Here is a 13655-nt window from a genome sequence, read left to right as displayed (position 1 = left end):
CACCAAATCGGATATTTGTGCATGGATTACAGGCGGATGTGGTTGTTTCTGTTGCAATTGCAACAGATTTCAGCCCTGTGCCATCTCGAATTATGTTGCTTTATGGGACCTATCCCCAGGCGCCGAAGGCATGACAATTGGCGAGTGAAATTCGCCGGATCAATTCCCCTGAAAGGCGAAGCGGGTTGATGATGTCCCTGTGCAGGAGGTCATAACCACTCACCGCGTCCGAACTTGCCTCGAAACCTGGCTCCGTCAGACCGTCGGCGAGGTCGGAGTCGTTTCTCGAGAGCGGGTAGATTTCTTCAAGACGGGCCACCGCATCATCAATCTGCAGGTTGAGAACGAGGTCGAGGATTTCCTCGACGCTGATATCGTGGCGTGCCGAGAAATTGCGTAGCCGGCCAACCAGGCTGAGGGCGTACATCATGATGGCCTGGCGAATGGCGTGGAGCGCGTGAAATTCGAGCCGCGCCTCATGGCGGTCTTCGACAGACGGGGAATCCTCCAGTGCATTCAGGAGACGGTCGAACTCCATGAGGTCGACCGCGAGAATGTTCGCAATTTTGCGGAGGCTGGTTGCGGTTTGATAGTCGGCGAGGGTGCTCGCCACCTTGTTCATCGCTGTCGCATTACAGACATTGCCGTGCTTGGACAGGGACAGCCAGGCCTCCGGGTCGAATACGGTGGCGTAGCCGCGCAGGACGGGCAGGCTGGTCAGCATGCGGGCCGTCGTGGCGAGCATGACCAGCGAATGCAAGCGGGGCGACTGGTCGATCAGATCAACCAGCCTTTCTGTTTCGCGTTGCACGGAAGAGCCGATGCCGCAGGCTGAGTTCAACGGTACGCCGAGTTGTTGCAGCAAGGCATTATGCGAGATTGCGCGGATGGCAGATGGCCCGGCAATAATGCCGCCCGCCCGCTTGACCGGTCTGGACCCCGCCTTGACGAGAAAGCCCGTCGCAAAACCACCGAGCATGTGCGCGTAATCACCATTGCCGAAGATCGTCTCGTGCCATGCGCGAAGGGCTCGATAGAAGTCCCAGACGAAGTCCGTGCGATGGTAGAATGGGTCGTCATTTGCGGTGTCGGTATCGCTCAGGATGTGTTCGCAAAACGCAGCGTAGGTTGCTTCAGACAGCTCGGGCGTGCCGAAATGCAGGAACCCGTCGCCGCCCTGAAAGCTGACTTCGTGAAGCGGATGAAGCCCGTGTTTGACGAGACCGGCGCGTGTCCACTTGGTGAGGAGGTGATCGAAACGCTGTTCGAAACTGCCAGGATAGGCGCCGCGTCCGATGGACTCGCCATGTGTGTTGAAGAAGAGCAGGCCGACGCCTGGCAGCTTGTCACCCAATGCCCGACCGATGAGGCTGTGGATCCGCTCAATCGCCATGTTTCCGGCGACCTGGCCGATAAAGCGGCCTGAATCGGAAAATCCGAGCTGGATGGAGAGGTAGCCGCGTTGCTTTACATATTCGACGAAGGTCGGCTCCTCGAGAAGCCGTTCGACAAAGCGGCCGCCCGACTCCAGCGCCTCAGGCGTTTCAAAGAGCGGTGAGATATCCAGAGCGTGGGCGACCCCATATTGGTGGGCGAGGTAAAGCGCGCCCATGACAGTCGCAGGGTTTTCGCTTTCGGCGATCAGGAAGCGGATCGGCGACCTGGCATCGATGTGTTTCAGGATCTGCGCACACATCATGAATTGGCGACGCGCGGTCGACTGCTCAATAAAGAGGTCAGCGAAGTTCACTGGGCGCACATCGTTTTCGCCAGCCATGTCGGCGAGATTGCGAAGGGCGAGGCGGCCGAGTTCATTGTCTTCGGTTTCGAGGTTCAGGTCGCGCGAAAGCACCGTGCGCACTTGTGCGGCGTTGACCCGCAAATGGATGCGTGCCGTGCCGAGCTGCAGCGCTTCGATTTCTGCGCGCAGCACGATGAGCGCGGAGACCAGATCAACATTGGTGTCATGATCAGAAATCAGCGCATCCAGCGGCGCGATGATGTCTGCGCTGTCGACGATTTTTGCGTCGCTGTCGGCGGTCAGGAAGTTTGCGGCTGCAATCAGGGTGGCGGGATCGCCGAGATCACCGTCGAACAGATGTGCCGCCTTCGCCGTGTGGTCCTGGGCGGCATCCAGCTTTGAGGCGAGTTCGTCCAGCGCCCCATTGTGGTCGATAGCGCGCAGGCGTTCGGCATAATAACCGAGCTGGGCAGCCTTCTCGCCTAGCCGGAGGGCAATTGACTGCGACCAGTGAATATCGGTCCGACCATCCAGATCGTATCCGACCCAACTCGCGATCGTGGGGAGGACAGGACGAAAGTCGCGCCAGGACTCGTCAAAGGACGTGCGGGCGACGTCGACAACCAGCTCGGCATATTTGCGCGCTGCGTCTCGGGCATGCTGGATCGCAGATTGGGTCTCTTCGTGTTCGCTCTGGAGGGTGATCTCGCTCGGCCAGTCCTTGTGCGGGTCATTCGCGTCGGCTTGCAGAGTGGACAGAGTCTCGTCTGATTTCTGGGACGCATAGCCCGCAAAAGCCTGTCTCAGCGTTTTTGAAAGCGCGAAGGTCGGGTGCGCGGTGAAGACGATGCCGCCATGTGCGCGGCCGGCGGCCTTGGAAAAGGCGTCGAAACCGTCTTGCGCGGCGGCTTCAAGGCGCGCGCGAACCACAGACCACGCCTCACCCTCGCCAACGGCGGTATGCTGGGCCCGAAACCGGTCGGCGCGGTCGCAAAGGAGTTTGAAATGGATATCGTCGATGAGGGGTTCGAGATCTTCGAGCGTCTGCTTACCGCAATCGAGGTCCTGAAACAGGGAGAGGGCCAGCGAGTAAACCGAATTCGTCAATGGATCGCTGTCGATTTCGGCGGCGTATTTCCGAAGTGTTTCCTGCACGGTCGCGAGGTCGAGAGCAGTCGTCTGGCGAGGATCGGTCATCGGGTCTCCTTACGCGGAATTGATATCCGTCTTGTGTCTCGTGGTGACGCTCTGGGTGCCGTAAAGTCAAGGCAAAGTCTTGCAAGCCTGCATCCCAGACCTTCAAATGTCGCCAAAGCGCCAAATCTATCTAGATATTGGGAAAATCGAGGACTTTCACCACCTATGACCGATCAGGCAATCTTCCGCGCCGCCATGGCCCAGCTGGGGTCGGCTGTCTGCATAATCGCAACGGATGGCGATGCTGGGAGATATGGCATTACGGTTTCGGCCGTGACGAGCGTCTCGGATGATCCGCCTTCGCTCATCGTGTGCGTCAATCGCGCGTCGGGCGCGAATGCCGTGATCAAGAAGAACCAGACGCTTTGTGTGAATGTGCTGTCGAGCGAGCAGCAGGATATCAGCCACGTCTTTGCGTCTGGCCAGGTGCCTGCCGGCCAGCGTTTCGATACGGGTGACTGGACAAAGAGCGCGCTCGGCAATCCTGTTCTGGCCGATGCGGCGGCCTGGTTTGACTGTCACGTTGACCAGACCGTGGAATATGGGACGCACTCAGTGCTCTTCTGCAAACCGGCGCACATCGCTGTGAGCGAGACAGCCAACTGTCTGATCTATCATGGCCGGGCGTATCACCGCATCCAGACCTATGAATAAGCCTGGCTTGCGGCCGGACGAGGTCGCCATTCGCATCCTCGACAAGCATGCCGATGTGATTGAAGACGCGTTGCGCAAACGCTTTCCGGGCGTGCACGTTGGCCGAACGCCGCTGCCTGACCGTGCCAGACTCAAGGCTCTGATCAGCTTTCGTCCTCCTGCAGACGAACCGCTAGACCCGTATGACTGGATCCATTCCACAGGCGCTGGTGTCGATGCGATCTGCGCGGGCCTGTCAGGCGATCGCGTGCCCCTCATTACCCGGACAGTCGGGCGTATGGGTGAGCAGATCGCTGAGTACTGTCTCGGTTATGCGCTGGAACACTTTCAAAAGATGCGCCAGCGTCGCGCGGCCCAGTCGAGCCGACAGTGGGCCGAAAAGACGCTCGCTCCGAGCTTCCTGTTCGATAGCAATATCGCCGTTATAGGCACGGGCGAAATCGGTCGGGAAATCGGCGCCGCATTCCACCGTCTCGGTGCATATGTCACGGGCTATTCGCGCTCGGGCCGATCTGTCGAAGGTTTTGACAGGGTTCAGGCGCTCAATGGCCAAAGCGCGCTGTCAGGTTCTGATGTCGCTATCCTGGCGCTTCCAGCGACCGAAGAGACGCATGATCTCGTTTCGAGCGCGCTGTTAGGCCAATTGGACGGCGCGCTCCTCATCAATATTGGCCGTGGGTCGACGCTCGATCACGCCGCCTTGCGCCAAGCCCTGAACGACGGATCGGTCGCGCATGCCGTGTTGGACGTGTTCGAGGAAGAACCCCTTCCGAGCGACGACTGGCGCTGGACCGATGAGCGGGTGACGATCACCCCTCATGTCGCGGGCCTCACTTTACCGGATGATGCGGTCAACCGGTTTTGTGAGCTTCTGGAAGACGTTCTGCAAACAGGGCAGCTGCCAACTTCTATTGATGTTTCGCGCGGTTATTAGGCGTCAGGGAAGGTCGTGCAGCAGGGTCACCAGGAAGTCTGACATCAGTCGGTTACGCGTAAGGGTCGCGACATCCTCATGCACGGCGAGCCAGAAGGCGCGCTGCACATTGATGTCGTCGACCAGCAGTTTTCGCAGATCCGGATTCCGCTTCGCCATGAAAGCTGGCAGGATGCCGACCCCGGCCCCCGCGCTGACCATCTCAAACTGGGCGAGAATGCTCGGGCTGCAGAGGTTCGGCGCGAGGCCGGGCAGCAATTCGTCGAAGTAGCGCAATTGCGCCGAATAGATGAGATCATCGACATAGCCGATGAGTGTGTGGTGCTGGAGGTCGTCGCGGGTCCGGATCGGCGTGCGATTGCCGAGATAGGCGGCGGTCCCGAAGAGGTGCAGCGAATAGTCTGACAGCTTGCGGACCTTGAGCCGGCCCGATGACGGGCGGGCCAGCATGATTGACATGTCCGCCTGGCGTTTTGGGACGCTGACAAAACCGGACAGCGCGATGAGGTCGACATCGATCTTCGGATGAAGGTGTTTGAAGTCGCCAAGGGCAGGGGCAATCAGCGTGGAGCCGAGCCCTTCGGTGACGCCGAGACGGATGCGGCCTTCGGCGCTATGCTCGCTGGTGCGCTCGGCCAGGATATCCAGTGACGCCGATTCCATCGCCTCGACGCGGGCCACCAGTTTCTCTCCAGCCACCGTCAAAACGTGTCCGCGCCGCGTGCGTTCGAACAGCGTGACGCCAAGCTCCTGTTCCAGGCGTTTGATGCGGCGGCTGATCGTCGTCGCGTCCAGATGTATCTGCGCAGCGGCCTCTTCGAGTTTGGGCCGGCGGCTCACATCGAGAAAGAGTTTGAGATCATCCCAGTTCATGGCGCTGTTCATAGCCTGCAAATTTGCAGATATAAACTGCGTTCATCCATGTTTACCAGCAAATGCACAGTCCCTATGTGAAGGGCAGCAAATATTTCAGGGAGAAAAGACAGATGCGGCACGTCCACCACTTCATTTCGGGAAAATCGGTTGAAGGCACCTCCGACCGGTTCGGTGACATCTATAATCCCAATACGGGCGAGGTTCAGGCCAAGGTTGCGCTGGCAACGGATGCGGAGGTTGATGCCGCCGTTGAGGCTGCCAAGGCCGCATTCCCGGAATGGTCAGCGACCAATCCGCAGCGCCGGGCGCGCATCCTGTTCAAGTTCAAGGATCTGCTCGAGCAGAACATTGATGAGCTGGCCGAGCTGCTCTCGTCCGAGCACGGCAAGGTTGTTGCCGACTCCAAGGGCGACGTGCAGCGTGGCATCGACGTGGTCGAGTTCGCTTGCGGCATCCCGCACCTGCAGAAGGGCGAGTACACTGAAGGCGCTGGCCCCGGCATCGACGTCTACTCGATGCGCCAGCCGCTGGGTGTTTGCGCGGGCATCACGCCGTTCAACTTTCCGGCAATGATCCCTTGCTGGATGTTCGCGGTCGCGATTGCCTGCGGCAACACATTTGTGCTGAAGCCGTCGGAGAAAGACCCGTCGGTTCCTGTGCGTCTCGCTGAACTGTTCCTCGAAGCCGGTGCCCCGGAAGGCGTGCTGAACGTCGTGCATGGCGACAAGACGTCGGTCGACGCGATCCTCAAGCATCCGGACATCAAGGCTGTCAGCTTCGTCGGGTCGTCCGATATTGCGCAATACGTCTATTCGACCGGCACGGCGCACGGAAAGCGCGTGCAGGCCATGGGCGGCGCGAAGAACCACGGCATCATCATGCCGGATGCGAATCTCGAGCAGGCCGTGAAAGACATTGTCGGCGCGGCGTATGGCTCAGCGGGCGAACGCTGCATGGCCCTGCCTGTCGCCGTGACGGTCGGCAAGAAAACCGGCGACGAGTTCGTCGAGCGCATGCTGGAAGCGGCGCAGAACCTCAAGGTTGGCATTTCGACCGACAAGGACGCGCATTACGGCCCGGTCGTCTCCGCCGCCCACAAGGCGAAGGTCGAGGACTATATCCGTATGGGCGCCGAGGAAGGCGCTGAGCTGAAGCTCGATGGGCGGAACCACACGCTGCAGGGCTATGAGAATGGCTTCTTTGTCGGCCCGACCCTGTTCGACCATGTGAAGCCTGAGATGAAATCCTATAAGGAAGAAATCTTTGGTCCCGTTCTTCAGGTCGTTCGCGCCGAAACGCTGGAAGAAGCCGCCGCGCTGCCGAGCAATCACCAGTATGGCAATGGCGTTGCGATCTTCACCTCGAATGGCCGCGCGGCGCGTGAGTTCGCGGCGCAGGTCAATGTCGGCATGGTCGGCGTGAATGTGCCGATCCCGGTGCCGGTCAGCTATCACACATTCGGTGGCTGGAAGCGCTCGGCCTTTGGCGACACGAACCAGCACGGCCCGGAAGGCGTGAAGTTCTGGACCAAGATCAAAACTGTCACCCAGCGTTGGCCGGACGGCGACATTGGTGACCAGGCTTTCATCATTCCAACGATGCAGTAGTCGCCATGACAGACTTCAAGACAATCAAGGTCGAGCAGAAGGGACGGGTTGCGGTTGTTACTCTCAACCGTCCCGACAGCCTCAACGCGCTGAACGCAGAGGTCATGGCGGAAGTCGCCGCAGCCTTTGCAGATATTGATCGCAACAAGGACATCGCCGTCAGCGTGCTGACGGGCGAGGGCCGGGCGTTTGCGGCGGGCGCTGACATCAAGGAAATGCAGCCGCAAAGCTTCTCCGACATGTATGTCGAAGACTATTTTGCCGGCTGGGACCGTTTTGCGGCGTGCCGTAAGCCGGTCATCGCGGCGGTGAACGGGTTTGCGCTCGGCGGTGGGTGTGAGCTTGCCATGATGTGCGACCTCATCATCGCGTCGGAAAAGGCGAAGTTTGGTCAGCCGGAAATCAAGCTTGGCGTGACGCCGGGCATGGGCGGCTCGATCCGTCTCACCAAGGCGATTGGCAAGGCGAAGGCCATGGATCTCGTTCTGACAGGACGGATGATCGATGGCGAAGAGGCCGACCGGATCGGTCTCGTCAGCCGCGTCGTCTCGCATGATGAGCTGATGAGCGTGGCGATGGAAGCTGCCGAAACAATTGCCGGCTTTTCCATCCCGTCCATCATGGCGGCCAAGGAAATGGTTGGCCGTGCGCTTGAGCTTCCAACCACGGAAGGCGTCCGCTTTGAGCGGCGCTTGTTCCAGGGCCTGTTCGGAACACATGATCAGAAAGAAGGCATGACCGCCTTCACTGAAAAAAGGGCGCCTGGCTTCAAGGATTCCTGACGTCAGCGCCTGAATGGCGTATGGCGGTTACAAGCAGGTTGGACTGAAGCGAGTACGAAAACATGAGCCTCAATGAAGAACAGATAATGATTTCCGACATGGCGAAGAATTTCGCCATGAACGAGCTGCGGCCCAATGCGGCGCAGTGGGACAAGGAAGGCAATCTTGATCGCTCAAAGCTGGAAGCTCTGGGCGAGCTTGGCTTTGGCGGGATCTATACGCAGGAAGAGCATGGTGGCTCGGGCCTCGGACGGCTCGATGCGGCGCTGATCTTCGAGCAACTCTCGCGCGGCGACATCAGCCATGCGGCCTTCCTGTCGATCCACAATATGGCGACCTGGATGATCGACAGTTTCGGGGATGATCAGCTGCGCGCGAAATATGTGCCGCGTCTGACGGCAACTGAGCTGATCGCCTCTTACTGCCTGACGGAACCGGGCGCGGGGTCTGATGCAGCCAGCCTCAAGACGACGGCGAAGCTCGATGGTGACGACTACGTCCTCAATGGCGCCAAGGTGTTTATCTCCGGGGCCGGCTTTTCGGACGTCTATGTCGTGATGGCCCGTACTGCCGATAGCGGGGCCAAGGGCGTCTCGACCTTTGTCGTCGATAAGGACGCGCCGGGGCTTTCTTTCGGCAAGCATGAAGACAAGATGGGTTGGCGCGCGCAGCCCACAGCCATGGTCAATTTTGATGATTGCCGCATCCCGGCGACCAACCGGGTTGGCAATGAGGGCCACGGCTTCAAATTCGCCATGGCGGGGCTTGATGGTGGACGGCTGAACATTGCGGCCTGTGCCCTCGGCGGCGCGCAAGATGCGCTCGATCGGGCTTTTGGTTATGTGCAGGAGCGCAAGCAGTTTGGCCGGGCGATCATCGATTTCCAGGCGACGCAGTTCAAACTCGCGGACATGGAGACCGAGCTCTCTGCCGCGCGGGCGCTGCTGTACGACGCGGCGCGCAAGGTCGATGCCGGTGCGCCCGACAAAACCAAGAGCTGCGCCATGGCCAAGCGCTTTGTCACCGATACGGCGTTCAAGGTCGCCAATGACGCGCTGCAGCTTCATGGCGGATATGGCTATCTCGGCGACTATGAGGTTGAGCGGATCGTGCGCGATCTTCGTGTTCACCAGATCCTCGAAGGCACAAATGAGATCATGCGCGTCATCGTCGCGCGTGAAATGATGAAGGGGCAGGTATGACCGAGCCAAGTGTAATCGCACGCAAACAGGGCCGGGCAGGGCGGATCACGCTGAACCGGCCAAAGGCGTTGCATGCGCTGAATATGGACATGTGCGAGCTGATGACCGAGGCGCTGGTCGCCTGGCAGGATGATGCGGACGTTGAGCTGATCGTTGTCGATCATGCAGAGGGCACGCGCGGGTTTTGCGCGGGCGGCGACATTCGCATGCTGCAGGAATCGGGCAAGGCTGATGGGCAGGAAGCACGTGAGTTCTTCGCGTCCGAATATCGGCTCAACACGCTGATCAAGGAATATAGCAAGCCCTACGTCGCCATCCAGGATGGCGTCACAATGGGCGGCGGTGTCGGCATCTCCGTCCACGGAACGTATCGTGTCGCAACGCCGAACACGCTATTTGCGATGCCGGAAAGCGGTATTGGCCTTTTCCCCGACGTGGGTGGCGGCTGGTTCCTGCCGCGCCTTGATGGGGCGACAGGCATGTGGCTCGCGCTGACCGGCGCGCGGCTAAAGGGCGAAGATGTGCTGGCGGCGGGTGTCGCAACGCATTTCGCCGAGGACCCAGCCGGGCTGGCGGACAAACTCTGTGAAGACGGCGTGTCGGCGCTCGATGGCTTGAAGACTGAGGCGAGCCGTAGCTATGCCGAGCATCAAGGCGAGATTGATGATTGCTTCGGCAAGAGCACGGTCGAGGAGATCGTCGCGGCGCTAAAAGCCGGTAGTGACTGGGCCACAGCGCAGGCCGAGACGCTCGCGTCAAAATCACCGCTCACCATGAAGATCGCCCACCGCCAGCTCACCGAAGGCGGGCAGATGAGCGATTTCCGCGAGAACATGAAAATGGAGTACCGGATCGGCGGGCGTCTGGTCTGCACAGAGAACTTCATTGAAGGCGTACGCGCCGTGCTGGTCGACAAGGACCACAATCCGAAATGGGAGCCTCCCACGCTGGAAGCGGTATCAGACGATCTCGTCGACAGCTTCTTCGCACCCTTGGGCGAGAACGAGCTCCAATTCATCTGAAAGAGGAAACAGTCATGACAAAAGTCGCCTTTATCGGGCTTGGTAATATGGGCTCAGGGATGTGCGCGAACCTCGCCAAGGCAGGCCATGAGGTGCGGGCCTTCGATCTGAGCGCCGAGGCAGTCCGCAAGGCCGAGGAGGCGGGCGCGACCGGCGCAGGTTCTCTCGCAGATGCCGTAGAGGGCGCTGATGTTGTGGTCTCCATGCTGCCGGCGGGCAAACATGTCCTCTCAGTCTATTTCGGTGACGATGGCGTCGCTTCGCATACCGCGCCTGGCACGCTGTTTCTCGACTGCTCGACCATTTCTGTCGAGGAGAGCCGTGAAGCCGCGAAGAAAGCCGCTGATGGCGGCTTCCTTATGGTCGATGCCCCGGTGTCCGGTGGGACAGCGGCAGCCGATGCCGGCACGCTAACCTTCATGGTTGGCGGCCCAGATGAGGCCTTTGAGAAAGCGAAGCCGTTGCTTGAGATCATGGGCAAGAACGTCTTTCACGCGGGCGATGCCGGCAACGGACAGGTGGCCAAGATCGCCAATAACATGCTGCTCGGTATCTCGATGATCGGGACTTGCGAAGCGTTCAATCTGGCTGAAAAGCTCGGCCTCGATGCGCAGACTTTCTACGATATTTCGTCGACGGCCTCTGGCCAGTGCTGGTCGATGACAAGCTATTGTCCGGCGCCCGGCCCGGTGCCGGCAGCGCCCTCGAACCGGGACTATCAGCCGGGCTTTGCGGTCGCGATGATGCTGAAGGATCTGAGGCTGGCACTCGGTGCAGCGGATGGCGCGGACGCAGATACCCCGCTCGGCGAACATGCCCGCGACATCTATGCGAAGCTCGACGAGGACGGCCATGCCGGTCTCGACTTTTCCGGTGTCATGAAGCGCATTCGCGGCGAGATCTGATTTCCCCCGCGTGACGGGTGTTTTTGACCAAATCCGGGCCTAGAACCACATCTGATAATCAAGATGTGGAGGAGCCCCCATGGCCATCAAGACGAGATTCACTGAAGCGTTCGGTGTCGAGCACCCAATCGTGCAGGGCGGCATGCAATGGGTCGGCTATGCTGAGATGGTCGCGCCGGTCGCCGAGGCAGGTGGCCTTGGCTTTCTCACCGCGCTGACCCAGCCAACGCCGGAAGACCTCGCCAAGGAAATCGCCCGCACAAAGGACATGACGGATAAGCCGTTCGGTGTGAACCTCACCATCCTGCCGGCGATCAAGCCTCCGCCATATGCCGAATACCGTCAGGCCATCATCGAAGGCGGCATCAAGGTCGTCGAGACGGCTGGTTACAAGCCGCAGGAGCACATTGATGACTTCAAGCAGCACGGCATCAAGATCATCCACAAATGTACGGCTGTCCGCCATGCCCTCTCAGCTGAACGCATGGGCGCAGACGCGATCTCGATTGATGGTTTCGAATGCGCCGGCCATCCGGGTGAAGACGATATTCCGGGCCTGATCCTGATCCCGGCGGCGGCGGACAAGGTGAAAGTGCCGATGCTGGCTTCTGGCGGTTTTGGCGATGGTCGCGGCCTCGCCGCCGCGCTGGCACTCGGCGCTGACGGTATCAATATGGGCACGCGCTTTTGTGTCACGAAAGAGGCGCCGATTCATGAGACGTTCAAGCAGCAGATGGTCGAGAATGACGAGCGCGACACCAAGCTGATTTTCCGTACCCTGCACAATACGGCGCGGGTGATGAAGAATGCTGTCAGCGAAGAAGTCGTTGCCATCGAGCAGAAAGGCGGCGCGAAGTTTGAGGATATTCAGCATCTCGTCGCTGGTGTGCGCGGTCGCAAGGCGATGGCCGAAGGCGATCCGGATGGCGGTATCTGGTCAGCCGGGATGATCCAGGGCCTCATTCACGACATTCCGACCGTGAAAGAGCTGATCGACCGGATTGTCAGCGATGCTGAAGAGATCATCAAAAAGCGCATGTCCTCGATGATCGTCGACTAGACGACGCGAGGCGCTGTGCGGCGCGCTTATTCTGTGTTGGGCGGCGGAGCGTAGGTTTCGCCGCCGCTATAGGACTCGATCCAGTTCTCCGGCGGCAGTGGCAAGGCGCGGCTTTCGTTGGGGTTGGCGGGTTGGAAGTTGCGCTGCGGGTCGTCCGTGCGAACTTGCTCCAGCCAGAAAACGCCGTCATGAGAGCCGCTGTTTCCGCGTGTCGCGACCATGTCGAGGTCCCCATCGCCATCGAGATCCTGCGCGATGAAGCCATCAAACATACCACGCACGCGCCGCGAGATATCATGACGTGTCCAGTCTCCGCTGGCATTGCCGGGGTTTTCGAACCAGGCGATCCGGCCCGTTGAATCAGAGGCCGTCACGGAGGGGTCATCATGGTCCCGGGCGGCGCCCGAATAGGCACCGACGAGAATGTTCAGGCCCGAATACCCACCCGTGATGACATCGAGGTCGCCATCGGAATCGATGTCGGCCAGGCGAAGGCCTGCGATCCAGTCAGGCAGCGTGTCGCCGATTTTCGTCAGCGTCCATGCTTCATCAAAGGAGGCCGGTTGGCGGAGCCAGACCAGGCCCAGCCAGGGTTGACCGCCATCGGCCGGCGTCAGCTGCGCTGACAGGACAAGGTCTACAAGGCCATCGCCATCAAGGTCAGTCGTGTCATCCATGAAAGCATTGGTCTGCGCGGTGAGTTCCTGGTCGCCGTCAGACGGCACATCGATCGCCACGTCATGCGTGTTTATCTGTACGGTGCCGTCGGCCGACGTGCCGGCGTTTTCGAGAACAAAGAGCGTTTGGTCCTGACGCGACGCGGCCAGAACATCGAAGTCTCCGTCGCCATCGAAGTCGATCGGGCGAGCGGTGTTTGCGATGCCGGACCGGAGCAAGACCTGCTCTCGCCATGATGATTGTTCGAGCGGCGGGCCGTCGAGCACGAATAGAGATGTGGTGCTGGCTGTCTTGGCGGCTTGTTCGTCGGTAACGATATCGGCCGAGCCCTTATTGGCGGCGGTGATATCGAGCTGTCCATCTCCATTCATGTCGGCCATGAAAACGCGCAGCCAGGATCCGCGTCCGCGCGTGATGGAGGGAATGATGGATGGCCAGGGACCCTTTTTCGCCGCTTCACCCGGGTTTTCGAAATAGATCAGATGACCGTCCTCGCAAGCAGCGATAATGTCGAGACGGCCATCATTGTTCAGGTCGCCAATCGCGACGTCTTCGACGGCTTTCGCGTCGTCGCCCTGCGCCAACGTCATGAGCGTCCACTCAACGGGCGAGGCGCTACCAAAGGCTATTCGAATATGTGCCGAGTCTTCATGAACGGAGACAACGTCCTGAAATCCATCGCCATCAAGATCGGCCATGGCGAGGCCGTCACCGCCGCGAATCTCTACCCCGCCATTGACGCTTTCAGTGTCGATCAAATGTTCTCGCCAGCTGATATATTTGCCATCGGCGGTCGTCGCCCGGGTGAGCGTGGATGCAACGGTTTGTTCGGCATTACCCGCGTCCTCCGCAGGCGGCACGGGTGTTGCGCATGATGAAATGAAAAGCAGCGTTGTTGCCGCAACAGGGAGTCTCACGGGCTTTTCCTCCAAAATATTTTGGACAGTCGATTACAAAGGCGGGCCAGTGTCCACTGCTGGATCGACATGTATGGCGT

At 59.9% G+C, this 13655-nt stretch carries 11 protein-coding genes; 8 read left to right on the top strand and 3 right to left on the bottom strand.

What is annotated here, in order from left to right; translation table 11 throughout:
- Window positions 1–109: 109 nt before the first annotated feature.
- On the bottom strand, window positions 110–2938 hold the full coding sequence (locus tag WNY37_RS15510; protein ID WP_342974305.1) for a phosphoenolpyruvate carboxylase: 2829 nt from the start codon (window positions 2936–2938) through the stop codon (window positions 110–112).
- A gap of 165 nt (window positions 2939–3103) precedes the next feature.
- Here WNY37_RS15510 and WNY37_RS15505 point away from each other — a divergent pair, with 165 nt between their 5' ends.
- Entirely contained in the window at window positions 3104–3592 is a 489-nt protein-coding gene (locus tag WNY37_RS15505) for a flavin reductase family protein (protein WP_342974304.1), read from the top strand.
- The gene (locus tag WNY37_RS15500) at window positions 3585–4526 is read left to right on the top strand and encodes an NAD(P)-dependent oxidoreductase (RefSeq protein ID WP_342974303.1); all 942 of its coding nucleotides are present in this window, start codon (window positions 3585–3587) and stop codon (window positions 4524–4526) included. The genes WNY37_RS15505 and WNY37_RS15500 overlap by 8 nt, the downstream gene beginning before the upstream one ends.
- 3 nt (window positions 4527–4529) lie before the next feature.
- Here WNY37_RS15500 and WNY37_RS15495 read toward each other — a convergent pair whose 3' ends face one another.
- Window positions 4530–5399 (bottom strand): LysR family transcriptional regulator, encoded by an 870-nt coding sequence (locus WNY37_RS15495; protein WP_342974302.1) that lies wholly within the window; start codon window positions 5397–5399, stop codon window positions 4530–4532.
- 113 nt (window positions 5400–5512) lie between these two features.
- Between WNY37_RS15495 and WNY37_RS15490 the strand changes: the two genes are divergently transcribed.
- The 6 genes from WNY37_RS15490 to WNY37_RS15465 all read left to right on the top strand — a co-directional run bounded on the left by WNY37_RS15490 (window position 5513) and on the right by WNY37_RS15465 (window position 11980).
- On the top strand, window positions 5513–7009 hold the full coding sequence (locus WNY37_RS15490) for a CoA-acylating methylmalonate-semialdehyde dehydrogenase (RefSeq protein WP_342974301.1): 1497 nt from the start codon (window positions 5513–5515) through the stop codon (window positions 7007–7009).
- A 5-nt stretch (window positions 7010–7014) separates the two neighbouring features.
- Complete coding sequence (locus WNY37_RS15485; RefSeq protein ID WP_342974300.1) at window positions 7015–7791, top strand: enoyl-CoA hydratase-related protein; 777 nt, start codon at window positions 7015–7017, stop codon at window positions 7789–7791.
- A gap of 62 nt (window positions 7792–7853) precedes the next feature.
- The gene (locus WNY37_RS15480) at window positions 7854–8993 is read left to right on the top strand and encodes an acyl-CoA dehydrogenase family protein (protein WP_342974299.1); all 1140 of its coding nucleotides are present in this window, start codon (window positions 7854–7856) and stop codon (window positions 8991–8993) included.
- Complete coding sequence (locus tag WNY37_RS15475; RefSeq protein ID WP_342974298.1) at window positions 8990–10015, top strand: enoyl-CoA hydratase/isomerase family protein; 1026 nt, start codon at window positions 8990–8992, stop codon at window positions 10013–10015. Before WNY37_RS15480 ends, WNY37_RS15475 begins: the two co-directional genes overlap by 4 nt.
- Complete coding sequence (gene mmsB, locus WNY37_RS15470; protein ID WP_342974297.1) at window positions 9925–10920, top strand: 3-hydroxyisobutyrate dehydrogenase; 996 nt, start codon at window positions 9925–9927, stop codon at window positions 10918–10920. Before WNY37_RS15475 ends, mmsB begins: the two co-directional genes overlap by 91 nt.
- Window positions 10921–10999: 79 nt before the next feature.
- Complete coding sequence (locus tag WNY37_RS15465) at window positions 11000–11980, top strand: nitronate monooxygenase family protein (protein WP_342974296.1); 981 nt, start codon at window positions 11000–11002, stop codon at window positions 11978–11980.
- Between the two features lie 26 nt (window positions 11981–12006).
- Here the strand turns inward: WNY37_RS15465 and WNY37_RS15460 are convergent, their stop codons facing one another.
- A complete protein-coding gene (locus WNY37_RS15460; RefSeq protein ID WP_342974295.1) occupies window positions 12007–13575 on the bottom strand; it encodes a VCBS repeat-containing protein in 1569 nt (522 codons plus the stop codon).
- Window positions 13576–13655 lie beyond the last annotated feature (80 nt).

It is taken from the genome of Henriciella sp. AS95, assembly GCF_038900055.1.
GTDB lineage: Bacteria > Pseudomonadota > Alphaproteobacteria > Caulobacterales > Hyphomonadaceae > Henriciella.
Note: the sequence above shows the minus strand (reverse complement) of the source record. Positions and strands in the feature narration are given on the sequence as shown.

Excerpts from the sequence above, each read along its gene's own strand:
- WNY37_RS15495 (WP_342974302.1), bottom strand. The coding sequence starts at position 5,399 with ATGAACTGGGATGATCTCAAACTCTTTCTCGATGTGAGCCGCCGGCCC.
- mmsB (WP_342974297.1), top strand. The coding sequence starts at position 9,925 with ATGGGAGCCTCCCACGCTGGAAGCGGTATCAGACGATCTCGTCGACAG.
- WNY37_RS15510 (WP_342974305.1), bottom strand. The coding sequence starts at position 2,938 with ATGACCGATCCTCGCCAGACGACTGCTCTCGACCTCGCGACCGTGCAG.
- WNY37_RS15490 (WP_342974301.1), top strand. The coding sequence starts at position 5,513 with ATGCGGCACGTCCACCACTTCATTTCGGGAAAATCGGTTGAAGGCACC.
- WNY37_RS15485 (WP_342974300.1), top strand. The coding sequence starts at position 7,015 with ATGACAGACTTCAAGACAATCAAGGTCGAGCAGAAGGGACGGGTTGCG.
- WNY37_RS15505 (WP_342974304.1), top strand. The coding sequence starts at position 3,104 with ATGACCGATCAGGCAATCTTCCGCGCCGCCATGGCCCAGCTGGGGTCG.
- WNY37_RS15465 (WP_342974296.1), top strand. The coding sequence starts at position 11,000 with ATGGCCATCAAGACGAGATTCACTGAAGCGTTCGGTGTCGAGCACCCA.
- WNY37_RS15475 (WP_342974298.1), top strand. The coding sequence starts at position 8,990 with ATGACCGAGCCAAGTGTAATCGCACGCAAACAGGGCCGGGCAGGGCGG.
- WNY37_RS15500 (WP_342974303.1), top strand. The coding sequence starts at position 3,585 with ATGAATAAGCCTGGCTTGCGGCCGGACGAGGTCGCCATTCGCATCCTC.
- WNY37_RS15480 (WP_342974299.1), top strand. The coding sequence starts at position 7,854 with ATGAGCCTCAATGAAGAACAGATAATGATTTCCGACATGGCGAAGAAT.